21 protein-coding genes, 1 tRNA gene and 1 pseudogene are annotated in these 25,744 nt (G+C 71.9%); 11 read left to right on the forward strand and 12 right to left on the reverse strand.

Annotated elements, in window-relative coordinates:
- Positions 1 to 387: 387 nt before the first annotated feature.
- Entirely contained in the window at positions 388 to 711 is a 324-nt protein-coding gene (locus tag BLT82_RS18285; RefSeq protein ID WP_244292029.1) for a hypothetical protein, read from the forward strand.
- Positions 712 to 757: 46 nt separating this feature from the next.
- Here the strand turns inward: BLT82_RS18285 and BLT82_RS18290 are convergent, their stop codons facing one another.
- On the reverse strand, positions 758 to 967 hold the full coding sequence (locus BLT82_RS18290) for a hypothetical protein (RefSeq protein ID WP_093656086.1): 210 nt from the start codon (positions 965 to 967) through the stop codon (positions 758 to 760).
- Between the two features lie 224 nt (positions 968 to 1,191).
- Here BLT82_RS18290 and BLT82_RS18295 point away from each other — a divergent pair, with 224 nt between their 5' ends.
- From BLT82_RS18295 to BLT82_RS18305, 3 genes are all read left to right on the forward strand, one after another.
- The gene (locus tag BLT82_RS18295; RefSeq protein WP_093656088.1) at positions 1,192 to 2,424 is read left to right on the forward strand and encodes a low temperature requirement protein A; all 1,233 of its coding nucleotides are present in this window, start codon (positions 1,192 to 1,194) and stop codon (positions 2,422 to 2,424) included.
- Between the two features lie 209 nt (positions 2,425 to 2,633).
- A complete protein-coding gene (locus tag BLT82_RS18300; RefSeq protein WP_093656090.1) occupies positions 2,634 to 3,710 on the forward strand; it encodes a P1 family peptidase in 1,077 nt (358 codons plus the stop codon).
- A 162-nt stretch (positions 3,711 to 3,872) separates the two neighbouring features.
- Positions 3,873 to 4,721: a DUF6227 family protein gene (locus tag BLT82_RS18305; protein ID WP_093656092.1), complete on the forward strand. Its 849-nt coding sequence runs from the start codon at positions 3,873 to 3,875 to the stop codon at positions 4,719 to 4,721.
- A gap of 255 nt (positions 4,722 to 4,976) precedes the next feature.
- Here BLT82_RS18305 and BLT82_RS18310 read toward each other — a convergent pair whose 3' ends face one another.
- The 4 genes from BLT82_RS18310 to BLT82_RS18325 form a co-directional block, all read right to left on the reverse strand.
- A complete protein-coding gene (locus BLT82_RS18310; RefSeq protein ID WP_093656094.1) occupies positions 4,977 to 7,229 on the reverse strand; it encodes a PTS fructose transporter subunit IIABC in 2,253 nt (750 codons plus the stop codon).
- Positions 7,226 to 8,179: a 1-phosphofructokinase gene (gene pfkB, locus BLT82_RS18315; protein WP_093656096.1), complete on the reverse strand. Its 954-nt coding sequence runs from the start codon at positions 8,177 to 8,179 to the stop codon at positions 7,226 to 7,228. Before pfkB ends, BLT82_RS18310 begins: the two co-directional genes overlap by 4 nt.
- Positions 8,176 to 8,937: a DeoR/GlpR family DNA-binding transcription regulator gene (locus BLT82_RS18320; RefSeq protein WP_093656098.1), complete on the reverse strand. Its 762-nt coding sequence runs from the start codon at positions 8,935 to 8,937 to the stop codon at positions 8,176 to 8,178. Before BLT82_RS18320 ends, pfkB begins: the two co-directional genes overlap by 4 nt.
- Positions 8,938 to 9,288: 351 nt before the next feature.
- Positions 9,289 to 10,881, reverse strand: coding sequence for an MFS transporter (locus BLT82_RS18325; protein WP_093656101.1), 1,593 nt, complete (start codon positions 10,879 to 10,881; stop codon positions 9,289 to 9,291).
- Positions 10,882 to 10,944: 63 nt separating this feature from the next.
- Between BLT82_RS18325 and BLT82_RS18330 the strand changes: the two genes are divergently transcribed.
- A complete protein-coding gene (locus BLT82_RS18330; protein ID WP_093656103.1) occupies positions 10,945 to 11,907 on the forward strand; it encodes a helix-turn-helix transcriptional regulator in 963 nt (320 codons plus the stop codon).
- A gap of 244 nt (positions 11,908 to 12,151) precedes the next feature.
- On the opposite strand, the gene BLT82_RS18335 is transcribed toward BLT82_RS18330, so the two are convergent.
- Positions 12,152 to 13,153: a sigma-70 family RNA polymerase sigma factor gene (locus BLT82_RS18335; RefSeq protein ID WP_093656106.1), complete on the reverse strand. Its 1,002-nt coding sequence runs from the start codon at positions 13,151 to 13,153 to the stop codon at positions 12,152 to 12,154.
- 403 nt (positions 13,154 to 13,556) lie between these two features.
- Entirely contained in the window at positions 13,557 to 14,312 is a 756-nt protein-coding gene (locus BLT82_RS18340) for a dioxygenase family protein (protein ID WP_093656179.1), read from the reverse strand.
- Between the two features lie 159 nt (positions 14,313 to 14,471).
- On the opposite strand from BLT82_RS18340, the gene BLT82_RS18345 reads away from it, so the two are divergent.
- Positions 14,472 to 14,978 (forward strand): MarR family winged helix-turn-helix transcriptional regulator, encoded by a 507-nt coding sequence (locus BLT82_RS18345; RefSeq protein ID WP_093656108.1) that lies wholly within the window; start codon positions 14,472 to 14,474, stop codon positions 14,976 to 14,978.
- A 284-nt stretch (positions 14,979 to 15,262) separates the two neighbouring features.
- Here the strand turns inward: BLT82_RS18345 and BLT82_RS18350 are convergent, their stop codons facing one another.
- Both BLT82_RS18350 and BLT82_RS18355 read right to left on the reverse strand, forming a co-directional pair.
- A complete protein-coding gene (locus BLT82_RS18350; protein ID WP_093656110.1) occupies positions 15,263 to 16,804 on the reverse strand; it encodes an MFS transporter in 1,542 nt (513 codons plus the stop codon).
- Between the two features lie 386 nt (positions 16,805 to 17,190).
- The gene (locus BLT82_RS18355; RefSeq protein ID WP_093656112.1) at positions 17,191 to 17,841 is read right to left on the reverse strand and encodes a TetR/AcrR family transcriptional regulator; all 651 of its coding nucleotides are present in this window, start codon (positions 17,839 to 17,841) and stop codon (positions 17,191 to 17,193) included.
- 300 nt (positions 17,842 to 18,141) lie between these two features.
- Here BLT82_RS18355 and BLT82_RS18360 point away from each other — a divergent pair, with 300 nt between their 5' ends.
- Positions 18,142 to 19,410 carry a M6 family metalloprotease domain-containing protein gene (locus tag BLT82_RS18360; protein ID WP_093656114.1) on the forward strand — a complete coding sequence of 423 codons (1,269 nt, stop codon included), beginning with the start codon at positions 18,142 to 18,144 and terminating at the stop codon, positions 19,408 to 19,410.
- A 17-nt stretch (positions 19,411 to 19,427) separates the two neighbouring features.
- Here BLT82_RS18360 and BLT82_RS18365 read toward each other — a convergent pair whose 3' ends face one another.
- On the reverse strand, positions 19,428 to 21,116 hold the full coding sequence (locus tag BLT82_RS18365; protein ID WP_093656116.1) for a class I adenylate-forming enzyme family protein: 1,689 nt from the start codon (positions 21,114 to 21,116) through the stop codon (positions 19,428 to 19,430).
- A gap of 335 nt (positions 21,117 to 21,451) precedes the next feature.
- On the opposite strand from BLT82_RS18365, the gene BLT82_RS18370 reads away from it, so the two are divergent.
- The 4 genes from BLT82_RS18370 to BLT82_RS18390 all read left to right on the forward strand — a co-directional run bounded on the left by BLT82_RS18370 (position 21,452) and on the right by BLT82_RS18390 (position 24,435).
- Positions 21,452 to 22,252, forward strand: coding sequence for an SAM-dependent methyltransferase (locus BLT82_RS18370; protein WP_093656118.1), 801 nt, complete (start codon positions 21,452 to 21,454; stop codon positions 22,250 to 22,252).
- Between the two features lie 222 nt (positions 22,253 to 22,474).
- Positions 22,475 to 22,550 (forward strand) — tRNA-Arg (locus BLT82_RS18375).
- An 827-nt stretch (positions 22,551 to 23,377) separates the two neighbouring features.
- Complete coding sequence (locus BLT82_RS18385; protein ID WP_093656122.1) at positions 23,378 to 23,713, forward strand: ArsR/SmtB family transcription factor; 336 nt, start codon at positions 23,378 to 23,380, stop codon at positions 23,711 to 23,713.
- A complete protein-coding gene (locus BLT82_RS18390) occupies positions 23,713 to 24,435 on the forward strand; it encodes a cation efflux transmembrane domain-containing protein (RefSeq protein ID WP_093656124.1) in 723 nt (240 codons plus the stop codon). Before BLT82_RS18385 ends, BLT82_RS18390 begins: the two co-directional genes overlap by 1 nt.
- Positions 24,436 to 24,521: 86 nt before the next feature.
- On the opposite strand, the pseudogene BLT82_RS37975 reads toward BLT82_RS18390, so the two are convergent.
- Both BLT82_RS37975 and BLT82_RS18395 read right to left on the reverse strand, forming a co-directional pair.
- Positions 24,522 to 24,705: pseudogene (locus BLT82_RS37975) on the reverse strand (flavoprotein); the annotation flags it as partial.
- Positions 24,704 to 25,597, reverse strand: a complete 894-nt coding sequence (locus BLT82_RS18395) for a cytochrome c biogenesis CcdA family protein (protein WP_093656126.1) — start codon at positions 25,595 to 25,597, stop codon at positions 24,704 to 24,706. The gene BLT82_RS18395 and the pseudogene BLT82_RS37975, both read right to left, overlap by 2 nt.
- Positions 25,598 to 25,744: the final 147 nt, after the last annotated feature.

Genomic DNA, 25,744 nt, shown 5'->3' on the forward strand with positions numbered 1-25,744 from the left:
TCGGGTCTGCCCCCGGCGCCCGCCCCGGAGCCCTGCGGGGTCCCGGCCTTCGCCCCCTTGCGGGTGCCGGACGGGCGGCCATGGCAACGGACGAGGCTGAGAAGGGTGCTCCGCAGGCGACGACGGGCGCTGGCCGCAGGTCTTGCCGTCACCGCCGCCGCGCTGGCTGCCTGGTTGCCGCGTGTGCAACCCGGACCGGACGCGCCGAGCGAGACGGCCGCCCTGCCGCGGCACGCACCGCCTTCTCAGGACCCGCCGTCACGGCCGTCGGCGTCTGCGGACCCATCGCAGCAGACGGCTTCGCCGGAAGCCGCTGCGGCTGGAGGTGCCTCACCCGGCGGCGTCCTGGCGGGCAGCGATTCGCCGGGCGGTCCTTCGGCACGGGACGTGGACCTCGTCTCCGCCCCGGTGCGCATCGCCGACGCGGAGACGGTCCGGCTGCTGGAGCCGGGCGACCGCGTGGATGTGATCGCGGCCCCCCAGGAGCCGGCGGGCACGGCTTTCGGCCGGGGTACGGGCACCGGCGGCGAATCGCGCACGGGCCCCGACGCACGGATCATCGTGACGGGCGCCCGGGTGGCGGAGGTGCCACGGGCGGCGGAGGGGACCGGGGACGGGGGTGCGCTGATCGTCCTGGCCGTGCCGCGCCCCGTCGCCACGGAGCTGGCGGGCGCGGGTGCCACCTCGCATCTGGCCGTGACGCTGTGCTGAGGCCCGCCCGTGCCGCCGGGGGACGGCTGCCGGTGCGGCCCGGCCGTCAGAGGTGGTGCGGGGGCTTCTCGTCGAGGAAGCGCGCGAGGTCGGCGGCGCTGCCACCGCTCGCCGCAGGCCGTTCGCCCCACCCGTGGTCCGTGTCGTCCGCAGACTGCTGGTCCAGCGGATCGTCGAAGATCAGCCCCGGCCGGGGAAGGGGCTGCTGCCGGGGCTCCTCCGCGTCACGCGGGCCGGTGCTGGGGGCGGTGCTCATGGAACCAGCGTACGACGGGACCGGCAGCCCTCCCGCCGCCCCCGGACGGGCCGGGCCGGCGAGGAGTTCGTGCCGCCCGGCGGTGAAGTCGGCTCGGCGGGCGCAGGGGCCCGGCCCTCTGACGGAGGGACGATGCGCTGCGGGGCGGAGGAGAGGCCGCCCGGCGGTCCGCCCCGCGATGTCGCGCGGGATGCGGATCCGGCGCCTTCTGCTGTGCTGGATCCATGACCTCCTCGAGCTCATCCGCACCCCACGGGCACCTCGGCTTCGGAGCGCTGCGTCACATGCACGCCCGGCGCCGGGACGAGGCGCATCGCACGGCGACACCGCTGGAGCTCTTCTTCGACCTCTGCTTCGTCGTCGCGGTGGGGCAGGCCGGGATGCAGCTGGTGCACGCGATCGCGGAGAACCACGTCGCCGAGGGCGTCGTCGGCTATCTGTACGTCTTCTTCGGCATCTGGTGGGCCTGGATGAACTTCACCTGGTTCGCCTCCGCCTACGACAGCGACGACGTGCCCTACCGGATCGCGACCCTGATCCAGATCTGCGGGGTGCTGATCTACGCGGCGGGGGTGCCAAGGGCGTTCGCCGAGAACGACTGGACGATCACCGTCATCGGCTACATCCTGATGCGGATCGCGCTGACCGCGCAGTGGCTGCGGGCCGCCGCGTCCGAGGACCGGGGGCCCGCGCGCCGCACGGCTCTCGTCTACGCCGCGGGCCTGGCCCTGTGCCAGCTCGGCTGGCTCTCCCTGCTCTTCGCCCCCGCGGACTCGAGACGCTGGCTCTTCCTGATCCTCGTGGCGGCCGAACTGCTGGTGCCGGTCGTGGCCGAGGGGCGCCACCAGACCCCGTGGCATCCGCACCACATCGCCGAGCGCTTCGGCCTGTTCACGATCATCGTGCTCGGCGAGACGATGTTCGCGACCACCGTGGCGGTCCAGTCGGTCCTCGGCGATGTCAAGGAGTTCTCCGAACTGGCGCCCATCGCGGGGGGCGGCATCCTGATCATCTTCTCCGCCTGGTGGATCTACTTCGCGGTGCCCGCCCACGAACGCCTGAAGAGCAACCGGGAGTCCTTGCCGTGGGGTTACGGCCATTTTCTGATCTTCGCCTCCGCCGCCGCGATCGGTGCGGGCCTGGAGGTCGCGGTCGAGCAGTCCGTAGGCAAGGCGCACATCCCGACGCTGACCGCCTCGGCCGCTGTGACCGTACCGACCGCGGTGTACCTGCTCACGGTGTGGTTCCTGCACGCCCGGCACTTCAAGGAGACGATGGCACAGCAACTGGTCCTCCCGATCGCCGTGCCCGCGGTTCTCCTCTGCACCTTCGCCGGCCACTGGGCCGTCCTTGCCACGGGGCTGGTTGCGGCGGCCACGGTCGCGCTGGGAGTGGTCCTGGCGGGCCGCCCGCCCGAGACGGCCCGGGCCTCCGGGACTTCACCGTCGGGCGGGTGAACGAAGTCACCTGACCGCGGCGGCGATGTCAGGGCGGTGACGCCACGGCGGAGACGCCGCGGCGGTAAGGCGGTGGCGGTGAGGCGGTGGTGACGAGGCGGTGAGGCGGTGGTGACGAGGCGGTGAGGCGGTGGTGACGAGGCAGTGGCGGTAAGGCGGTGGTGACGAGGCCGTGCTCACCGGCGGCGGCCGCGTGATACGCAGAAGTCATGGCACTCAACGACGCATTGACCGATGTGAGCGGCATCCGGGTCGGCCACGCCCGGCTCGACGGCGAGGGCGCGCTCAGCGGGACCACGGTCGTCCTCGCACCCGAGGGCGGAGCGGTGGCTGCGGTGGACGTCCGAGGCGGTGGCCCGGGCACCCGGGAGACCGACGCCCTCGACCCGCGCAATCTGGTCCAGCGCATCGAGGCGGTCGTCCTCACCGGCGGCAGCGCCTACGGCCTGGACTCGGCCTCGGGCGTGATGGCGTGGCTGGAGGAGCAGGGCCGCGGGGTGCCGGCGGGCAGGGAGCCCGGGCAGGTCGTGCCCGTCGTTCCCGCGGCGTGCGTCTTCGACCTCGGCCGCGGCGGTGACTGGCGGGCGAGGCCGGACGCGTCGACGGGGCGCGCGGCCGTGGAGGCGGCAGCGGCCACGGAGGCCGGTGCGCCGGTGGAGGAGGGCTCGGTCGGCGCGGGAACCGGCGCGGTGGTGGGCCGGATCAAGGGGGGCGTCGGCACCGCGAGCACGGTGCTGGGGGACGGCACGACGGTCGCCGCACTGGTGGTGGCCAACGCGGCGGGCTCCGCGCTCGACCCGGACACCGGTGTGCTCTACGGGCGGCACTTCTTCGGCGCGACGCCGGTGACTCCCGCGCCCGAGATCCACGCGGCGGCCCTGCACCGGCTGGCCGAGGCGTCCGAGCACAACGGGGCTCCTCCCCTGAACACGACCCTCGCCGTCGTCGCCACCGACGCCGAACTCACCCGTTCCCAGGCGCACAAGCTCGCCGGCACGGCGCACGACGGCATCGCGCGCGCCGTGCGGCCCGTCCACCTCCTCAACGACGGGGACACGGTCTTCGCGCTCGCCACCGGTAGGCGCCCGCTCGACGGCCACCCGCTGGCCCTCAACGCCGTACTCGCGGCCGGCGCGGACGTCGTCACCCGCGCGATCGTCCGGGCTGTGCTGGCCGCCGGGAGCGTGCACGGCCCGGGCGGGGACTTTCCTTCGTATACGGAGCTCTACGGGGAGGGGCACGGGAACCCGACGAGCGCACGGTCGGCCGGCGGAGGCGCGGACTGACGTGCGGCGCAAGGGAGTTGAGGGGGCGTGTGGATGTGACGGAACTTTGGCGGGTGCGCCGTTCGTTTTACCGAACCCAGGACGCGATGTCAGACCCAGGGACTACGTTAAGCAGTCATCAAGTGACGTGTGGCGACGGCCTGGAGATCCGGGAGATCCACCTTGAACGATCCGTATGAGACAACCGAGACGCACCTCGAGCGACTCCTGGGTCGGGCCCTCAATTCCTTCGACCTTCCCGACAGTGTGGTGGAGCGCCTCGACTCGGCGCTGGCCCATGACAGTTCGCTGCACTCCTCGCACCACAGCGCGGCCCTGCACCGCTCGACCTACCGGCACGCGTATCTGCTGGCCGACGGATCCTCGCTCACCCTGTGGGAGCTGGTGCACAACTCCGGCCGTGACGGCGCCCGGCGGCACGAACTGTACGCGGACGAGGGCGAGGCCCGGCTCGCCGCCTCCCGGCTGCGTCCGGCGCGCGGAGAGCGTTCGGACGGCGCGGACGGCAGCGGCGGTGGCGGTGCGGACGGCCGCCAGGCCGACGGGTTCGCGGCGATATTCGGCGCGGGGCCCGAGGGCCCCGGCTACGACAACCCGGACGCGGAGCCCGGCGACAGCCTCGACGCCGACCTGGAACTGCTGGGCCGGCTGCTGGCCACCCCACCGGCGCCCCCCGCGCGTACGTACGTTCCCGACGACTCCGCTGACCACGCCCGGCGGTTGCTGCGCCGGGCGGAGAACCCGGACCGGCCGGGCGAGGAGACGGCGGGGCTGCTGCGGGCCGCGTTCGCGCACCACATCGGCCAGGCCTTCGGCAGGCAGTGCCCGGCCGATGTGCGGGACGCCGCCTTCACTCTCTACGAGCACGCTTTCCTGCTGCTCGACGGCACCGAGCTGAGCCTGTGGGAGGTGGAGCACACGGCCACACCCGACGGACGCCACATGTGCGAGGTGTACGAGGACGAGCGCACCGCCCGCGAGGCCATGGAACTCCGCGCCCGCGTGCGCTGATCGGACCGAGCCGCGCCCCGCGCGGTGCCGCGCAATCAGAGTGAGCCACTCAGGCTGCGCAAACCGCGGAGGCTGGGCAAGCCGTGAAGGCCGGGCAAGGCGGGGACGAGGGTCCATCCGGCCCGCGCCCGTCGGCTCCCACCCGGCTGCACGCTCCGGTCCTGCGGCAGCGGGCCGCAGGACCGGGTTCGAGGGTCGGGTCTCAGGGTCGTCGCCAGGGGGTCGGGGTCCATGGGGACCACGGCCCCCGGGGGCTCAGACCGCTGCGACGACCTTGTGCTTGTCCGGCGCGGCCGTCGTCGGGGCCGAGCCCTCGGAGGTCTTCCGCAGACCCTTCAGCAGGATGACCAGAGCCGCACTGATCACCGTTCCCACCAGGATGGCGAGCAGGTAGAGGAACGCGTTGCCGATCAGCGGCACGACGAAGATGCCGCCGTGCGGTGCCCGCAGCGTGCACTCGAATGCCATCGACAGTGCGCCGGTGACAGCGCCGCCCGCCATCACCGACGGGATCACCCGCAGCGGATCGGCCGCGGCGAACGGGATCGCGCCCTCCGTGATGAACGAAGCGCCGAGCACCCAGGCAGCCTTGCCGTTCTCCCGCTCGGCCTTGGTGAACAGCCTTCCGCGGACCGTCGTGGCCAGTGCCATCGCGAGCGGGGGCACCATTCCCGCCGCCATCACGGCCGCCATCACCTTCAACGAGCCCTCGGTAGGGCTGGCGAGGCCGCCGACCGCGAAGGTGTACGCGACCTTGTTGAGCGGGCCGCCCAGGTCGAAGCACATCATCAGGCCGAGGATCGCGCCGAGGATGACGGCGTTCGCGCCGCTGAGGCCGTTGAGCCAGTCGGTGAGGGCCTGTTGGAGCGAGGCGAGCGGCTTGCCGATCACCAGGAACATCAGGAAGCCGACGATCGCCGACGAGAGCAGCGGGATCACGACGACGGGCATGATGCCCCGCAGCACCGCGGGCACCCTGACCTTCTGGATCGCGAGTACCACGGCGCCGGCGAGGAGTCCTGCGACCAGGCCGCCGAGGAAACCCGCCTTGATGGTGATGGCGATCGCGCCGCCGACGAAGCCCGGGACGAGTCCGGGGCGGTCGGCCATCCCGTAGGCGATGTACCCGGCGAGAACGGGGATCAGGAAGCTGAAGGCCAGCCCGCCGATCTGGAAGAGGAGCGCAGCCCAGCTGGACTGGTCGCTCCAGACGAAGGCGTCGGCGACGGACTTCGCGCCGGCGATCTCGTAACCGCCGATGGCGAAGCCCACCGCGATCAGAAGGCCGCCGGCAGCGACGAACGGGATCATGTAACTGACGCCGGACATCAGCCACTTGCGGAGCTTGGTTCCGTAGCCCTCACCGGGCTCACCGGCACCTTCGACCGGGGTCGGCCCGGCCGCCCTGGTCGTCACCTCGCCCCGGGCCGCCTTGTCCCTGGCCTCGGCGATGAGTTCGGCGGCCCGGTTGATCCCGGCCTTCACCCCGACGTCCACGACGGGCTTGCCGTCGAAGCGCTCCTTGTCCCGTACGGGGACGTCGTGCGCGAAGATCACCGCGTCGGCAGCGGCGACGACACCGGGGTCCAGCCGAGCGAATCCGGCTGAGCCCTGCGTCTCGACGGTGACCTCGACCCCCGCCTCCTGCCCGGCCCGCTCGATGGCTTCGGCAGCCATGTAGGTGTGTGCGATGCCGGTGGGGCAGGAGGTGACGGCGACGATCCGGAAGGGCGAGGCCGAGGGCACTCCCCCGCCCGCCCCGGTGGTCCTCGCCACGCCCGTCTCCGCCGCCTCACCCTCCACGGCACCGTTCCGCCCCGCCCCGGCACCGGTCTTCGCCGGCCCGGTCTCGGTGGGTACCGTCGCTGCGGGGGCGTTCCCGGCGGCTTCCGCCGCCCCCGCGCCGCCGGGAGCCGATGCGGCCGAGGTCGCCGCCGCTTCTCCGCTCGATGCCCCTCCTTCGGTCGCCGTCTCCGCGGTCGCAGCCGCAGTCCCAGGGGCAGTCGCGGGGGCAGTCGCAGTCCCCGGAGCAGTCGCGGTCGCGGGCTCCTCCACCGCCGACGGCTCGACATCTCCGCGGACGAGCGCCGCCGCGTTCGTCGCCGAAGCGGTACCGCGCAGGGCGGTGGTGAACTCGGGGTCCATCAGCCGCCGGGCGAGGGTCGAGAGGATGGTCAGATGCGCGTCGTCGGCGCCCGACGGCGCGGCTATCAGGAAGACGAGGTCCGCGGGGCCGTCCGGCGCGCCGAAATCGATGCCGTCGGGGGCCCGTCCGAACGCCAGGGTGGGCTCGGTGACATGCGCGCTGCGGCAGTGCGGGATGCCGATGCCGCCGTCCAGGCCCGTGGGCATCTGGGCCTCGCGCGCGGCCACATCGGCCAGGAAGCCTTCGAGGTCGGTGACGCGCCCGAGCGCGACCATGCGCCGGGCGAGCGAACGGGCCGCCTCTTCCTTCGTAGCGGCGGCCAGGTCGAGGTCGACCAGGTCCGCGGTGATCATGTCGCTCATCGCGGGCTCCCTTGCTGGGTGAGTGCGCGGTCCAGGGGGACGTCCGCGGTCACCAGGACCGCGGCGGGATCGAGGTCGGACGGCGTGGGCATCACGCTGCCCGGGAGCTGGACGGCTGCCGCGCCGTGGGCGACGGCGGCGGTCAGGGCGTCCTCGCCGTCGCCACCTGCGGCGAGGAAGCCGGCCAGGGACGCGTCGCCGGCCCCGACGTCGCTGCGTACGGCGGCCACGGAGGCGGCTCCGTAGAAGGTCCCGGCGTCGGAGACGAGCAGTTGCCCGTCGGCTCCGAGGCTGGCCAGCACCGCGCCCGCGCCGAGCGTGCGCAGTTCCTCGGCCGCCTTCACCGCGTCGCCCACGGTCGCCAGCGGACGGCCGACGGCCTCGGCGAGCTCGGCGGCGTTCGGCTTGACCACGTCGGGCCGCGCCGAGAGCGCGGCCGTGAGGGACGGCCCGGAGGTGTCCAGCGCGACGCGGGCGCCCGACTCATGGGCGCGGGTGACGAGTTCGGCGTACCAGGACGGAGTCAGGCCACGCGGCAGACTGCCGCAGCAGGCGATCCAGTCGGCCGTGCGGGACTGCGCGCCGACCGTCGAGAGCAGCGCCTGCGACTCGTCCGGCGTCAGCTCGGGGCCGGGCGCGTTGATCTTCGTCAGGGTGCCGTCGGACTCGGCGAGCGCGATGTTGGAACGAGTCACTCCGGCGATGGGGACGGGGGCGGTCTCGATGCCCTGGCCGGCCAGGAGTTCCGCTACGAGCGCTCCGGGGGCGCCGCCGAGCGGGAGGACGGCGACGGTCCGGTGCCCGGCCGCCGCGACCGCCCGCGACACGTTCACACCCTTGCCGCCGGGGTCCATGCGTTCACCGGTGGCCCGCAGCACATTGCCGCGCTCCAGGCCGGGGATGTCGTACGTCCGGTCCAGCGAGGGGTTCGGGGTGACGGTGAGAATCATGTGCGTACCACTTCCGTGCCCGCGGCCTCGACGGCCGCGGCGTCCTCGGGGCTGAGCCCGCTGTCCGTGATGAGCAGGTCGACGTCGGCGAGGTCGGCGAAGCGGGCGAAGTGTTCCTCGCCGTACTTCGCGGAGTCCGCGAGGAGCACGACCCGGCGCGCGGCCGCGACGAGGGCCCGCTTGACCGCGGCCTCGGCGAGGTCGGGTGTGGTGAGCCCGCCGGCGGCGGAGAACCCGTTCGTTCCGAGGAAGACCACATCGGCCCGGATCTCCCCGTACGCCCGCAGCGCCCAGGCGTCTACGGCGGCGCGGGTGCGGTGCCGGACGCGGCCGCCGACGAGATGGAGGTCGATGCCGGGGTGGTCGGCGAGCCGGGCGGCGGCGGGCAGCGCGTGGGTGACGACGGTGAGCGAGCACTCCAGCGGGAACGCGGCGGCCAGTCGTGCCACCGTGGAGCCGGCGTCGAGGATGACGCTGCCGTCCTCGGGGAGTTCGGCGAGGGCCGCCCGGGCTATGCGGTCCTTCTCGTCGGCGGCGGTCGACTCACGCTCGGCCAGGTCGGGCTCGAAGTCGAGCCGGCCCGCCGGGATGGCTCCCCCGTGCACCCTGCGCACCAGTCCGGCCCGGTCGAGCGCCTTCAGATCCCGCCGGATGGTCTCGGCGGTGACCTGGAACTCGTCGGCGAGCGACAGCACCTCGACCCGTCCGCCTTCACGGGCGAGGCGGAGGATCTCCTGCTGGCGCTCTGGTGCGTACATGCGGGTCTACTTCCGTTCCATGCCCGAACCTGTGGTTTCCTCGCCAGGCTACGCCGCACTTTCCCCAAAGTAAACAGACTCAGACCCGAAACGGGCACAGTCGGGCGCCCGTCGGACACGCCTCCCGGAACTCCGGACACCCGGACCGCAGCCGACCGGGCATGTGTCGGGCGCGTCGGGCATGTGGGTGCGCCCGGGCATGTGGGTGCGCCCGGGCCGTCGCCGCCGCCACGTCCGGGCCTGCACCCGTCGTACGGGCCGGGTCCATGGACGACGATGGCCCGGCACCGGGTTTCCCCGGGACCGGGCCACGCGGGGCGCAAGCCACAGCGCCCCTCGGAGCGGACGGGCTCAGTGCGACAGCGCCGGCTGCCGCCGCTCCCCTTCCGTCTCCGCGTCCGCCGCCGTACCGGAGTCCGCCCCGTAGGCGTGCTCCCCCGTCCGGTCCGCGTCCGCGACCACCGCGCCCTCCAGGTGCTGCCTGGGGCGGGCGGGCAGGGCGAACATCATCAGGAAGATCACGGCAAGCACCGCCACGACCCACCACAGCGAGCCCTGGAACGCGTCCGCGAACGCCCGGCCCACCGCGCCCTGCGAGGTCAGCGGCGCCGCGTCGACCACCGTGAAGAAGACGACCGAGACCAGTCCGAGGCCCAGCGCGTTGCCCATCTGCGCGGTGGTGTTGATCAGCCCGGAGGCCGAGCCCGCGTGCTCGCGCGGCACGTCCGACAGCACCGCGTCCGTCAGCGGAGCCACGATCAGCCCCATCCCGAGCCCCATGATCACCAGCGGTGCCGTCATCTGCCAGGGCTCGATGCCCGTGCCGTACCGGCCGGCCTCCCAGATGTAGAGCAGCAGCCCCGCCGCCATGGTCAGCGCACCCGCCTGCAGCACCTTCCGCCCGAAGCGCGGCACCAGTTTCTGCACGGAGATCCCGGCGGCCAGCGAGACCGCTATGGAGAACGGCACGCCGGTCAGGCCCGCCTTGAGCGGGCTCCAGCCCAGGCCGATCTGCATGTACAGCGTCCACACCAGGAAGAAGATGCCCAGGACCACACCGAAGGTGAGCTGGACGGCGACACCGGCGGCGAAGCTCTTCACCCGGAACAGCGCCAGTTCCACGAGCGGCGAACCGTCCTTGCGCGTCTTGTGGCGCTCGTAGGACACGAACGCGGCGAACACGAGCGGGCTCGCCGCCATGCACAGGTGGCCCCACAGCGGCCAGCCGAGCTCCCGTCCGCGCGTGAGCGGGTAGATCAGCATCAGCAGTCCGGTGGTCACCAGCGCGACACCGACGAGGTCGAGCCGGAGCGCCTTCTCGGCACGTGACTCGGTGATGAACTTCCGGCCGAGGACGAGACCCGCGATACCGACCGGAAGATTGATCAGGAAGATCGGCCGCCACTCCAGGCCGAACAGGTTCCACTGGGTCAGCAGGGCGCCGAGCAGCGGACCGGAGACGGCCCCGAGGCCGACGACCGCGCCGAACATCCCGAAGACCTTGCCGCGCTCGTGGGCCGGGAAGGTCACATGGACGATCGCGAGGACCTGGGGCACCATCATCGCGGCCATCGCGCCCTGCAGCAGCCGTGAGGCGACCAGCATCTCGGGCCCGGCGGCCAGTCCGCAGAGTGCCGAGGCGACCGTGAAGCCGCTGATGCCGACCAGGAAGAGCCGCTTGCGGCCGTAGATGTCACCGAGCCGCCCACCGGTGATCAGGCCGGCGGCGAAGGCCAGCGCGTAGCCGGCGGTGATCCACTGGATCGCGCCGAACGACGCACCGAGGTCGTGCTCGATCGACGGGATCGCGATGTTGACGATGGTCACGTCGACCAGGTCCATGAAGGCCGCGGTCATGACGATGGCGAGGGCGGTCCAGCGGCGCCGGCCGGGGTCGGCAGTGTGATCGGGAGCCGTATCCGGTACGGCGGCGTGGGAGCTCATGCCGAAGAAGCTAGGGCCGATATAGGACAGGTCACGTCCTAGAAGCCTGGCAGTCTGACTCCCATGACAGACACGCCGGCACGACTGCTGAATCTGCTGTCTCTGCTCCAGACGCCACGCGAGTGGCCGGGCAGCGAGCTCGCCGAACGGCTTCAGGTCAGCCCGCGCACGATCCGCCGGGACATCGAGCGGCTGCGCGACCTCGGCTATCCCGTCGAGGCGACGAAGGGCGCGGTGGGCGGGTACCGGCTCGTCGCGGGCGCCGCGATGCCGCCGCTGCTCCTCGACGACGAGGAGGCCGTCGCGATCGCCGTGGGGCTGCGGGCGGGCGCCGGCCACGCCATCGAGGGCGTGGACGAGGCTTCCGTACGGGCCCTGGCCAAGCTGGAACAGGTGCTGCCGGCCCGGCTGCGCCACCGCGTGTCCAGCCTCCAGAACGCGACGATCCCGCTCACCCGCGGCGACGGAGCCACCGTCGACCCGCGCATCCTCACCGCCCTCGCGGCGGCCGTGACCGGGCGGGAGCGACTGCGCTTCGGCTACCGCTCCGGGGAGGGCGCGGAGTCGAAGCGGCTGGTCGAGCCGTACCGGCTGGTCTCGACCGGGCGGCGGTGGTACCTGCTGGCATACGACCTCGGGCGCGAGGACTGGCGGACGTTCCGCGTCGACCGGGTCCGCGACCCGTTCGCGACCGGCGCCCGCTTCACACCGCGCGAGCTGCCGACGGGAGGCGACGCGGCGGAGTTCTTCTCCGCCTCCATGGCCCGCAACCAGCCCGAACTGGCGCTGGACATCAGTTTCGCGGCACCGGCGGAACGCGTATCCTCCCGGCTCCCCGGCTACCTCGGCACACCGGAGCCGACGGGGCCCGACACCTGTCGGCTGCGCAGCCGCTCCCAGGACTCACTGGAGTGGATCGCGCTGCGGCTGGCCCTGGTCGACTGCGAGTTCACCGTCCACGGCCCGCCGGCCCTCTCCGAGCACCTCAAGGAGATGGGCGCGCGTCTTGCGCGGGCCGGCGGCTGAGCGGTAGGCAGCGGACGAGCGGGAGGAGCGGTTCGCCGCCCCGCGGGCCGAGGTTCGCCGTACACCGAGGCCGTACACCGGTGCCGTACACAGAAGGGGCCGGGGCGTCGGTCGGAAGTGCCGCCGCTCGGCCGAGGGCCGCCGCTCGCCGGAGGGGCGGGGCGGAGAAGACCCCGGCACCGGGGGGGGGGAAGGGTGCCGGGGTCGTTCGGGGGACGTTCAGGGGCGCGTGCCCCCGCCGTCGTCATGCCGCTTCGTCGAAGCCCGTGTCACGGGCCATCCGCTTCAGCTCCAGCAGAGCGTGCTTCTCGATCTGCCTGATGCGCTCGCGCGTGAGGCCGTGCTCCTTGCCGACCTCGGTCAGCGTGCGCTCACGGCCGTCCTCGATGCCGTACCTCATCCGGATGATCGACGCAGTGCGGTGGTCGAGGCGGTCGATGAGGTCGTCGAGCTCCTCGCTGCGCAGCAGCGTCAGCACGGACTGCTCCGGGGACACCGCGGAGGTGTCCTCCAGCAGATCGCCGAACTGCGTCTCGCCCTCGTCGTCCACGGACATGTTGAGCGAGACCGGGTCGCGGGCCCAGTCCAGCACGTCCGTGACGCGCTCGGGAGTCGAGCCCAGTTCCTCGGCCACCTCGGCCGGCTCGGGCTCGCGGCCGTGCTCGCGGTTGAACTCGCGCTGCACCCGCCGGATCCGGCCCAGCTCCTCGACCAGGTGGACGGGAAGCCGGATCGTACGGGACTGGTCCGCAATGGACCGGGTGATGGCCTGGCGGATCCACCACGTGGCATACGTGGAGAACTTGAAGCCCTTCGTGTAGTCGAACTTCTCCACCGCCCTGACCAGGCCGGCGTTGCCCTCCTGGATCAGGTCGAGCAGTGGCAGGCCACTGCGCGGATAGCGCCGCGCGACGGCCACCACCAGGCGGAGGTTCGACTTGATGAAGATGTCCTTCGCGCGCTCGCCCGCGGCGACAAGTGCCTCGAGCTCCTCGCGTGAGGCACCGGCCGCGTCGCTCTCCACCTCGCCCTCGAGGATCTGCCGAGCGTAGACGCCCGCCTCGATCGTCTGGGAGAGCTCGACCTCCTTGGCGGCATCCAGCAGCGGCGTACGAGCGATCTCGTCGAGGTACATGCCGACCAGATCGCGGTCGGCGATCTCCCCGCTCGTGGAACGAACGCTGTCTGCTCCATCGGCCCCGGTCCCCTTGGCGGACTTACGACGGGCGACGGCACGGGTTGCCATGCGTGCTCCCTTGCTGAGTAGGTCGCGACACCTTTCCAGGTGCCCTGCATCCGACGGAAACAACGACTGGAATCCGGACAGAATTCCCACGGGTGCATAGATTTTTGTGATCTTGCAGTACCCTGCCCCCGCTCCGGGGCGGATCCGTGCCGCCGGCCCCCTGACGCTCACATCGCGGGCGCAGGTCAGAGGCTCTCCTCGCCACCGCATCCCCCACCCGTGAAGACGACGCGGGCCGCGCTCCTGGTTGCTCCGTATACCCAGAAGGCCCGGATCATTCCGCCACTCGGCCGATCCCCGGGCCCCGACCACCGCTGCGCGGCCACCCCGACGCGCCCTCCGCGCGGCGGCCACCGCGACGCGACCGATCGCGGGCCGTCACCCGCCGCGCGTCGGCGGTCGTTCAGCCGAACTGGACCGACCGCTTGGCCAGCCCCATCCAGAACCCGTCGATGACGCTGCGCCCGTTCGGCAGGTCCCCCCCGGAGGCGCCCAGGGTCACGAACAGCGGTGCGAAGTGCTCCGTACGCGGATGGGCGAGCCTGCCGGCCGGCGCCCTGTGCTCGAAGTCCAGCAGGGCGTCCACGTCCGCGGCGGCCAGCGCCCGCTGCCCCCAGTCGTCGAACTCGGCCGACCAGCCGGGCACTCCCGCCTGCCGCAGCGCCGCCAGGTTGTGGGTGAAGAACCCGCTGCCGACGATCAGCACACCCTCGTCGCGAAGCGGCGCCAGCCTGCGCCCGATCTCCATGAGCCGCCGCGGATCGAGCGTCGGCATGGACACCTGGAGCACGGGGATGTCGACACCGGGGAACATCTCGACGAGGGGGACGTAGGCCCCGTGGTCGAGGCCCCGGTCCGGGACGTCCTGCACGGGCATGCCCGGGGCGCGCAGCAGCTTGCGCACGGACTCGGCGAGCGCCGGTGCGCCGGGGGCCTCGTACCGGACCCGGTAGTAGCGCTCGGGGAATCCCCAGAAGTCGTACACGAGCGGAACGGTCCGCGTCGCACCGATGGCGAGGGGGGCCTCTTCCCAGTGGGCGGAGATCACGAGGATCGCCGTGGGCCTGGGCAGGGACGCCGACCACGCGGCGAGTTCGCCGGGCCAGACCGGGTCGTCGGCGAGGGGCGGGGCGCCGTGCGAGAGATAGAGCGCAGGCATCCGTTCCACAGGAGTCGCGGCGTCGATGGCGCCTGCGGTGTCGGCAGCGTTCACCCGGAAGCCTCCCATGAGGACGAATGAACTTGAAGCTTCAAGTTCATGGGAAACACCCTACGCCGAGCTAGTTCAATGTTCAAGAATTGGCCGTACGATAGATGCATGACCACGGCACCGAACCCGGGCGAACCCCGCTGGCTCACCGCCGAGGAGCAGGCCGTGTGGCGCTCGTACCTGCACGCCACGACGCTCCTCGAGGACAGTCTCGACCGGCAGCTCCAGCGGGACGCGGGCATGCCACACGTCTACTACGGGCTGCTCGTCAAGCTCGCCGAGGCTCCGCGCCGCCGTCTGCGCATGACCGAACTCGCCAAGGACGCCAAGATCACCCGGTCCCGGCTGTCCCACGCGATCGCCCGGCTGGAGAAGAACGGCTGGGTGCGGCGCGAGGACTGCCCCAACGACAGGCGGGGGCAGAACGCCTGCCTGACGGACCGGGGCTTCGAGGTCCTGAAGAAGGCTGCGCCGGGTCATGTCACTGCCGTGCGGCAGGCGGTCTTCGACCGGCTCAGCCCCGAGCAGGTGCGCCAGCTCGGCGAGATCACCCGGATCATGGCCGAGAGCCTCCAGCCGGACGGCACCGACGCCGACCTCCCCTGGCTGCGCTGACCAAGGGTCTTTCACGGCTGCCCGGACCGACGGTTCTTCGGCGGCTGCGCCGGGCACCGGTCCCGCCGGCCGGGCCCGGAGACCTCCCGCCGGCTGCGCCCACCAGAGATCCTCCCCCGACTGCGCCCGGGGGCTTCCATGGCTGCGCGCCGGCCTGGACGTACGCGGGTCCCCGCCGATGCCTCACCGGCACCTGCGGGGACCCGCTCCTCTTACCGCTCACTGCTCGCCAGCCCCGAGCGACATCGACACCGACACCGCTCGCGCTTGCAGCGTGTGCGGCGTCAGTGGGCGACGACCGGGATCCGCACATCGTCCTCGGAAGCAGCTCCGGAGGACGCCACGGTCGTGGCACCCGGGCGCCCGGAGTTGATCAGCGTGAAGGCGATGGCGGCCGAGGCCGCGAGAATGCCGACGGCCCACCAGATGGCGCTGGCGTAGCCGTGCACCATGCCCTCCAGCTGGACCAGCCGCTGTGCCTCGGGACCCGCCGCACCGACCGCGTGGGCGGCGAGGTACGAGGTGGTCGCGGAGGCGGCGACGGTGTTGAGCAGGGCCGTGCCGATCGCGCCGCCGACCTGCTGCGAGGTGTTCACCATCGCGGAGGCGACACCTGCGTCCCGCGCCTCGACGCCGTACGTCGACAGCGACATCGCCGGCATGAAGGCCGTACCCATGCCGAGACCGAGCAGCAGCTGCGCCGGGAGGATGAGGCCCGCGTAGGAGGAGTCGACCTCCAGCTGGGTGAGCAGCAGCATGCCCGTCGCGGCGACCAGGAAGCCGGGGCCCATGAGCAACCTCGGCGGCACCCGGGTCATCAGCCGGGCGCCGATCTGCGTGGAGCCCGTGATCATGCCGGCGATCATCGGCAGGAAGGCGAACCCCGTCCGCACGGGCGAGTAGCCCTTCACGATCTGCAGGTAGTAGGTCAGGAACAGGAACAGGCCGAACATCGCGATGACGGCCAGCCCCAGTGAGAGGTACACCCCGCCGCGGTTGCGTTCGGTCAGCACGCGCAGCGGCAGGAGCGGCGACGCCACCCGTGCCTCGACCACGACGAAGGCCGCGAGGAGCACGGCGGAGGCGACGAAGAGCCCGAGGGTCGTCGCGTTGGTCCAGCCGTGCGACTCGGCGCGGGTGAATCCGTAGACCAGGGACACGAGGCCGAGGGTGGACAGAAGGACACCGGGGACGTCGAGCGGCGAGCGGTTGCGTCCGTCGGCCGGCTCACGGATGACGAGCCAGGCGCCGACGGCGGCGACCACGGCGAAGGGGATGTTGACGTAGAACGTCCAGCGCCAGTCCAGGTACTCCGTGAGGAAGCCGCCGAGGATCAGACCGACCGCGCCACCGCCGCCGGCGATCGCTCCGTAGACGCCGAAGGCCTTGGCCCGCTCCTTGGCATCGGTGAACATCACGGCGAGCAGCGACAGGGCGGCCGGGGCGAGCAGCGCGCCGAAGGCTCCCTGAAGGGCGCGCGATCCCAGCAGCATGGCCTCGCCGGTGGCGGCGCCGCCGAGCGCGGACGCGGCGGCGAAGCCGGCCAGGCCCACGACGAAGGTGCGCTTGCGCCCCCACAGGTCGGCTATGCGGCCGCCGAACAGCAGCAGTCCGCCGAAGGCCAGGGCGTAGGCGGTGATGACCCACTGGCGGTTCCCGTCGGAGATGCCCAGGTCCTGCTGGGCGGACGGCAGCGCGATGTTCACGATCGTCGCGTCGAGCACGACCATCAGCTGGGCGAGGGCGATGAAGACGAGCGCTCTCCAGCGGCTCGGATCGGGCCCGAGGGAGCCGTCGGGAAGATGCGTCTCGGCCGTTTTTGACATGGAGGTAGCCACCTAAGTGTGCGAAGCGGAGAAGAGGAGCTAAAGGTAGGAAGAGAGTCGTCTGGTTGGCGGATGGATCCGCGCGTGTGGGCACCCTCGGTCGGGCGGTCGGGCGGTCGGGCGGTCGGGCGGTCACGCGGTCGCGAGGCGACGCGACCACGAGGTCGGGAGCCGGCCGTCGGCATGACCGGCGGCCGGATTTGCCGGGCAGCCGGATCGCCGGGAGCCGGCGAACAGACAGAAAGCGGCCAGGCAGTCAGGCGGTCAGGCGGCGGCCAGGCAGTCAGGCGGTCAGGCGGCCACATGGTCGGGCGGTCAGGCGGTCAGGCGGCCAGGCGGCCACATGGTCGGGCGGTCAGGCGGTCAGGCGGCCATGGTCGGGCGTGTCACGGCGAGCGCCTCAGATCCTCCAAGGTCACGGCCGCACCCGGCAGTTCGGAGCGTGCCGGCGCTTCGAGCCCGTCGAGGAACAGCTGCAGATGGCGGTGCGTGAACCGGTCGATGTCCAGGCAGGCGACGCCCGGAAGCGGCCGGGTGAGCTGGGAGAGCATGACCATCAGATCCCCCATCGCGACGTCCGGGCGCAGCCGGCCCGCCTCGTGAGCGCGGTCGACGAGCGTCTGGACCGCCCCTTCGAGCCGGTCGCGCTGGGCGACCAGGTCGGGATGGTCCCTGTCGAAGTCGCCACTGAGCAGCGGACAGAGGGCCGCCACCCGCTCGTCGGCGGCCGCGTGGGTGAAACGGCTGAGCGCGGCGAAGGTGTCCGACTCCGTCACGGCAGCCTCCTCGGCACGCTCGGCGGTGCGACCGAGGACGAACAGGACCACCTCGTGCACGAGAGTGGAGCGGTCCGGGAAGTTCCGGTACAGGGTCGCGTTGCCGACGCCGGCGCGTCGGGCGATCTCGTCGAGCGGCACCTCGGGTCCGAACTCCACGAACATCTCCCGGGCCGCCGTCATGATCCGCTCCCGGTTGCGCAGGGCGTCCGCCCGCGGCCGGGTGGTGCGCCGCGACGCGGTGTCGGTGGCGGGGCTCACGGCTCCACGTCCTCTCGTTCGACCGGGTGACACGGCCCCTTGCTGCGGCCGCGTCCGGTGCCCGCCGAGAACCGGGGAAGGGTTCCCCGTTTTCCGCGGACACGAAGTCAAACGGGGAAGCAGTCCCCGGTTATTTCCCCGACGCGAAATGAATCGATGTGACCTGAATCACGTTCATGTTCCGGCGTGTCCCACGATCGGCCCTCCCGGCGCGCGCCCCGCCACACCTCCGAACAGGCTGAACGCACGAGCGCAGCCCGGGCCCGGCCGGCTGCCGCCGAGCCGAGGGCGGACGACCGCATGCAGCAGACCCGCCGACGGATACGCAGACCCGGCACGCTCGGCGCCCTCGCCGTCATCACCCTGGCGACACTCACCTCGGCGAGTTCGGTGCTTCCCGGGAGCTCGCGGTCCACGGCGGGACCGATCGCCACGGCGGAGGAATCGGCGCTCGAACCGTGCCGTCTCACCTCCACGACCGGCGTCCAGATGTCCGAGGGCGTCCCGACCCCGTCCGGGTACGTGCGCTCCACGGGCGAGATCCGCGCCCTGAACCTGATGATCGACTTCCCGGACGCGGAGGGGGCGGGTTCCGCCCTGGACCGGTTCGCGGAATTCTTCCCGCAGACGGAGCAGTGGTTCGCCACCAGCTCCTACGGGAGGCTCGTCTACCGCCCCGAGACGCCGCTGCCGGGCTGGCTGCGGATGCCCATGGCGTTCAGCGCGTACGGGATCGACCGCGGTTCGCCGTACGAGCCCGGCTACCGCCAACTCGTGCAGGACATCGTGGCCGCCACGGACCACCGGGTGGACTTCAGCTCGTACGACCTGGTCAACGTCCTGGTCACGCCCAACGCCGGGCCGTCCGCGCTGGACACCGTGCTCTCGGTGACGTTCTCGGGCAACCACGAGGCGCCGTACGCGGACGGAGTGCCGCTCGCCAACACGAGCTTCGTCTACAGCCGCCAGGACGACGGTTCGGGCACCTACTCCGAGACGGGCTACCGGGTGCTGCCGCACGAGAACGGCCATGTCTTCGGCCTGCCCGACCTCTACACGTCGGAGGGCGGCGGCGCGGTCGGCCACTGGGACATCATGTCCGAGGACTGGGGCGCCAACAACGATTTCCTCGGCTGGCACAAATGGAAGCTGGGCTGGCTCGACAACGACCAGATCCAGTGCGCCGCCGCGACCGGCAGCAGCGAGTACGACCTGACCCCGCTGGCCATCAAGGGCGGCCGCAAGCTGGTCGTCGCCCCACTGGACTCCGAGTCCGGCTACGCCCTGGAGGTCCGCACCCGGGCCGGCAACGACGAAGCCGTCTGCAAACCGGGTGTACTCATCTACCACGTCAAGACGGACGTCGACACGGGCCAGGGGCCGGTCGCCGTCGCGGACAGCGACAAGAACAGCGGGGGCTGCACCCGCAGGCCCAATGTGCACGCGGAACTGTCGGACGCCCCGTACCGCCCGGGTGAGACGTTCACCGACCAGAAGAACAGGATCCGGATCACGGTGCTCGCGGAGAACGCGAACGGGACCTACCGGGTACGAATCACCCGCTCCTGACCCCCGGGAAGCAGCCTTCAGCCGCTGCCTGCGACCTGCCGCGCCAGCGGCCCGCGCAGCTCCCGCTTCAGGATCTTCCCCGTGGGGTTGCGGGGCAGTGACTCCTCCCGCACGAGGACGTGCACCGGGACCTTGAACGCGGCGAGCGTCCGCCCGACGTGCGTCCGGAGTTCGCCGGCCGTGACGGCGGCGCCCGGCCGGAGCTGGACCACGGCGGCGACCTCCTCTCCGAGGAGGGGGTGCGGCACGCCCAGCACGGCGGCGTCGACGACTGCCGGATGTCCGTGCAGCGCGGCCTCGACCTCCACGCAGTACACGTTCTCGCCGCCGCGGACGACCACGTCCTTCAGCCGGTCGACGATCGAGACCCGGCCGTCCCTCAGGGTCGCGAGGTCACCGGTCATGAACCAGCCGTCCGCCGTGAAGGCCCGGGCCGTGGCCTCCTCGTCCCGCCAGTAGCCGCGGACCAGCGACTGGCCGCGCAGCCACAGCTCGCCGACCTCTCCGTCCGGGAGCGGTTCGCCGTCCGGACCGGCGATCCGCGCCTCGACGGCCGGCGTCGGCCGGCCCACGCTGCCCGGGAACTTCCGGTACGAGGCACCGAAGTTGGCCGTCACGCCCCCGCAGGTCTCGGTCAGGCCGTAGCCGTTGCGGGGCTCCACGCGCTCGCCGAAACGAGCGGTGAGCCGCGCGACCAGGTCCGGCGGGGCGGCGGCGCCGCCGGTGTTGAGATGGGTGAGGCTCGGCAGCGGGCTCCCGCTCCGCTCGACGGCGTCGAGCAGTTGGAGCGCGGTGGTCGGCACGCCGGAGTAGTGCGTGACCCCGTGCCGCTCGATCAGCGCCGACGCCTGCTCCGCGTCCCACTTGCGCATGAGGACGAGCGTGCCGCCGACGGCCATCACCGAGTAGACCGTGGTGAAGGCGGCCACGTGGAAGAAGGGGAACGTCATGAGGCTGACGGGCGCCGGCCCCTGCCCGGGGAGGACTCCCCTGGCGAGAGCGGAGGCGGCGGCCGTGTAACGCGGGTTCATCGCGGCGCCCGCCTGGGCGAGCTGGGTGGCGACGGCCCCCTTGGGCCGGCCTGTCGTGCCGGACGTGTAGATGATCGTGGCGTCGTCCTCGGGGCGTACGTCCACATCGGGCGGAGCGGTGCCCGGGTCAGCGACGGGCAGGTCCTCGTAGCGCTCGATCCCCTCCCGGAGCGGCGCACCCGCACCGCCTTCGGCAGGCTCCTCGTCGTGGAAGACCACGACGGGCACCCGACGGCGGGACGCCCACGCCCCGACCCTCGGCAGCCGCTCGCCGTCCACGAGCAGCACCCGGGGCGTGCAGTCGTCGAGCGCGTAGGTGAACTCCTCCTCGGTCCACCACGCGTTCAGCGGCACCGTCACCAGTCCGGCCAACTGCGCCGCCCAGAAGGCGATCTGCCACTCGGGGTGATTGCGCATGCCGACGACGGCGCGGTCGCCGGGCTTGAGGCCGTGCACTTCGACGAGCCGGTTCGCCAGCGCGGAGGCGGCCGCGAAGAACTCCCCGTAGGTGTACGTCGCGCTCTCCGCGACCAGGAACGGCCGGTCCCCGAACGCCCAGGTGGCCTCCACGAACTCGCGCAGGGTGCGCGGGCCCGAGACGTACACGCCGCCTTCGACCTCGAACGGAGCGCCCGGCGCCGTCAGACGGTCCGAAGGATCTTCGGAGAACGGCATGGAACGGTCCCTCCCTAAGCGCTCGCTCAGCTCGCGCGCCGACGCTGTGCCGCCCACCTGCGGCTCGGCCATCCTCCCGTACCACCGGAACAGAGCGTGAGCCGCACCGGAGCCCGCCTCTCGCAGGCCCTGCGGGGACGGCCCCCCCGCCCGGCCGCTCCCCTCCCGGGGAGGGGCGGGAACCAGGGCGGCGGCCGCCGCCCCGCCGCCGCTCGCTCCCCGGTCGCTTTCACATCGCCAAGGACTGACGCTCCCTCAACTGCCAGCGCTAGCTTGTCCCTTGCATCAGGACAGGCCCACCGACCTGGAGACGAACCCGTGACCGAGCCCCCGGCATCCCCCGAGGCCCGCGCAACAGGGTCAACACCGCTCAGCCGCACACCGCCCGCATCTGGAACTACTGGCTGGGCGGCAAGGACAACTACGAGATCGACCGCGAGACCGGGGACCAGATCCGCAAGCTCCACCCGGGCATCGGCGACTACGCCCTCGCGGACCGGCAGTTCCTCGGCCGCGCCGTGAGCCACCTGGTGGGCGAACGCGGCATCCGCCAGTTCCTCGACATCGGCACCGGTCTCCCGACCGCCGGCAACACCCACGAGGTCGCCCAGCGGCTGGCCCCGGAGACCCGCGTCGTCTACGTCGACAACGACCCGCTGGTGCTCGCCCACGCGCGCGCCCTGCTGACCAGCACGCCCGAGGGCAGCACGGACTACCTCGACGAGGACCTGCGCAACGTCGACGGCATCCTGGAACACGCGGCGAGGACGCTGGACCTCAGCCGCCCGGTCGCGCTCATGCTGCTCGGCGTGGTCATCTTCGTCGGCGACCACGAGGACCCGCCCGGCCTCGTCCGGCGCCTCATGGACGCCCTCCCGTCCGGCAGCCACCTGGTCCTCTCCCACACCATCACCAGCCCGGCCATGCCGGACGTCGACGCGGCCGTCGCCTTCTGGAACGAACACGGCACCCCGAAGCTCACCCAGCGCACCCCGGCCGACGTCACCCGCTTCTTCCACGGCCTGGACCTCCTCGACCCGGGCGTCGTCTCCTGCAACCACTGGCGCCCGGAGCCGCCCGACGAGCCGCTGCCGGACGAGGTGGCGATGTACGGCGGGGTGGGCCGGAAGGCCTGACCGTGCGGGCCCTGAGCCCGCGGTCGCAAGGCCGGGTGGCCACGGCCACGAGGCCACCCGCCCTGCCCCGAACCAGAGGGGACGGACGTGCGCGGGCCCGGCTCTCGGCGGAATGCAGCCGGCCGGTCGGGCACACCCTGAGCAGGCGAAACGTGAATCTTGCCGGGCGGCAGCCGGGATCCGCTAGGCTAGACGCCGGATCTCACGGAGATCCACGCCTTCGCCTTCGTAGCTCAGGGGATAGAGCACCGCTCTCCTAAAGCGGGTGTCGCAGGTTCGAATCCTGCCGGGGGCACCACAAAACTGCAGGTCAGCGCACTGAAGGCCTTCCAGGGAACCTCCCTGGAAGGCCTTTGGGTGCGCAATGGGAACATCCTGGGAACATTGAACTGCGCATTCGTCGCACTTCAGACATTCTTCGACGATCTGGCGGAAAGCCCCCGTCTCTACGGCCAGACGCGCCTCAGTGTCGGCGACGGCTGGGAGAGACCGCCGACACCTGGTCGATGCGGGAGCGTCGATCGTTGGCCTGATGGTGGATGCCCGCCATTGCTCATTCCGCGTGGCAAGGTTGTTCGCGCAACGGAGAAGGAGCGGCCGCAGACCTTCGGGTGCTGCTTCCGCTCCTTGCTTACTTCCGCAGCGACGCAGCAGGTGGTCGACGTAGACGATCGTCTTCAGGACCAGGAACAGCATGTCGCGGCGACCTAGACATAGTGGTCGACCACCATGTCGGCGACCCTCGCATACCCGATCCGCACCGGCCGATCGGTGCGGGGCGCGGGTCGCGAAGAAGCTGGCCATCAAGACCGGGAAGAACGCAGGCAAACACCCCTCGGTCGCCTCGCCCTACCGGGCGCTCACCGAAGCCGAAGAGGCCGCGGCGGACGACGGCCTGCTGCTGCGGCCCAAGCCGTCCGCATCCGCCGACCAGAAGACCCGCTCACTCCCGAGGCGATCGACCTCCGCGAACGCCTCCAGTCCCAGCCCCACCCGAACACAGAGATCCGCAACTAGACCCCACGATCTTTCTCAACGCCAACGGCTGCACCCCCGATGTCCCCCAAGGCATGGTCTGTGGATGCGAGATTCCATGAATTCAGGAATCCATGTACTGTCAGTGGTGTGCTGACTCTCGCTGCCGACATCGAGGTGCTGGCGCGGTTCGGCCGCGCTCTCGCCGACCCGATCCGCTGCCGGATCCTCCTCGCCCTGCGCGAGGCCCCGGCCCACCCCGCCGACCTCGCCGACACCCTAGAGATCTCCCGCACGCGGCTGTCGAATCATCTGGCGTGCCTGCGCGACTGCGGCCTGGTCGTCGCGGTACCGGTCGGCCGGCGCACCCGCTACGAGCTCGCCGACGAACGGCTCGGTCACGCGCTGGACGACCTGCGCACCGCCGTGGTCGCCGTCGAGGCCGACAGGACCTGTGTAGACGCGGAAGGGAAGGGCTGCTGCTGATGACCGCCGAGATACCCATCGGCATAGGCCCGGCCCCGGCCCGCCGCGACGTCCTGGCCAAGCGGATACGGCTGCTGGTCGCGGCCACCATCACCTACAACGTCGTCGAGGCGATCGTCGCGATCACCGCCGGGACGATCGCCTCCTCCACCGCGCTGATCGGCTTCGGCCTTGACTCGGTCATCGAGGTCTCCTCCGCCGCTGCGGTCGCCTGGCAGTTCTCCGCCCGCGACCACGCGGTACGAGAGGCGCGGGAGAAGACCACCCTGCGGATCATCTCGGTGTCGTTCTTCGCCCTCGCCGCGTACGTCGCCATCGATGCCGCCCGCGCGCTGGCCGGCACCGGCGAGGCCGAACGCTCCATTCCCGGCATCGTCATCGCCGCTCTCTCGCTCGCGGTGATGCCCTTCCTGTCCGCCGCCCAGCGCAAGGTCGGCCGCGAACTCGGCTCCGCCAGCGCGGTCGCCGACTCCAAGCAGACCCTGCTGTGCACGTACCTGTCCGCCGTGCTCCTGGTCGGCCTGGTCCTCAACGCCACCCTCGGCTGGTCCTGGGCCGACCCGATCGCGGCTCTGGTCATCGCCGCCATCGCCGTGAAGGAAGGCCGCGACGCCTGGCAGGGCAAGGGCTGTTGCGCGGCACCTGCCACTGCGGCGGTTGCCTCCGCTAGCACCGAGACGGACGCGTGCGGGTGCCGCCCCGGATGCGACTGTTGCGGCTGAACCGACACCTGCACACCCACAGGACCCCGGCCATCACGTGGCCGGGGTCCTCTGCTGCTCAAGATCATTCCTTGGCTGTACCGACAGCCCTGCCCGCCGCACACGCCGGTCTCGGGGAGCGTCAATTCCACGCGCTCGGCGGCTTCCTGGTCGCCAGCCAGAGACGAGGAAGGTCAGGTCGGGGCGGAAGCCGGTGAGCAGGATGACCTCGTCGACCGAGTCGAGTCGTCGCCCGTCCTCGCCGACCAGGATTAGCCGGTCCGGGCCGTCACCCGGACAACGGTGCCTGCGATGCGGGCGGGGAATCAGGGGCTGACCCGCGGCGAGCTGCTCGGCGCCTGCGGATGATCACGCCGGTGACGAGCAGGCCCGCGAAGAGGGCGGCGATCAACGCGGGGCCGATCGTGTCCAGCGCGTTGGCGATCGTTCGCTGTACGGCGCCCGCAGCGTCGACGACCGGGTCCTGGGTGGTGGGGTCGCGCTGCACGCGGATCTCGTACCAGCCGTAGTAAGCGACGTACACGCCCACGAGAAGGAGGAGCCCGCCGCCGAGACGCGGGGCAATAGCGCCGAAGCGGCGGAGCCGGGTGACGGCGGTGGTGCGGGTGAGAGCGACGGTCAGGGAGGAGGCGCCGACGACCAGGCCCATTCCGCCCGCGTAGGCCGCGAACAGGGCGATGCCCTCGCCGGTGGAACCGCTGCGGAAGGCGGAGACCACGATGGCGAGGAACGGGGCAATGGTGCAGCCCAGGGAGGCCGTTGCGTACGCCATCCCGAACAGCGCCATGGAGGGCAATGAGCGGGTGACGGTGGGAGCCCGCCTGATCTTCGGGGTCAGGGCGGGCAGTTGGCGTCCGGCCAGCAGCCAGGCCCCCGCAGCGGCCATGAGGAGTCCGAAGGCGATGGTGAACCAGGGCAGCTGCTCCTGGACCTGTCCCGCGACGGGCTGGACGGCGAGGCCGAAGACGCCGAAGAGTGCGGCGAATCCGGCGGTCATCGCGGCGGTGGCAGTCAGGGCCCGGCCGACGGCGACCGTGCGGCGGGGGGTGTCGTCGCCGAGGACGAGCAGGGACAGGTACGCGGGGAGCAGGGCGAAGCCGCACGGGTTGACGGCGGCCAGCATGCCCGCGGTGAGCGCGAGGGCGAGGGGCAGGTCGTTCATGGGTTCAGCCGGTGAGTCCGGCGACCTTCTCGGCCAGTCCTTCGCCGCCGGGAATACGTGTCAATTCGGTATACCGACCGGCTGTCCGACATCGGAGCATCGGCCTCGGTCGGCTCGGTCGCGGACAGCTATGACAACGCGATGGCC

Origin of the sequence: Streptomyces wuyuanensis (assembly GCF_900103455.1) — a bacterium.
In the GTDB taxonomy this organism is placed as follows: Bacteria; Actinomycetota; Actinomycetes; order Streptomycetales; family Streptomycetaceae; genus Streptomyces; species Streptomyces wuyuanensis.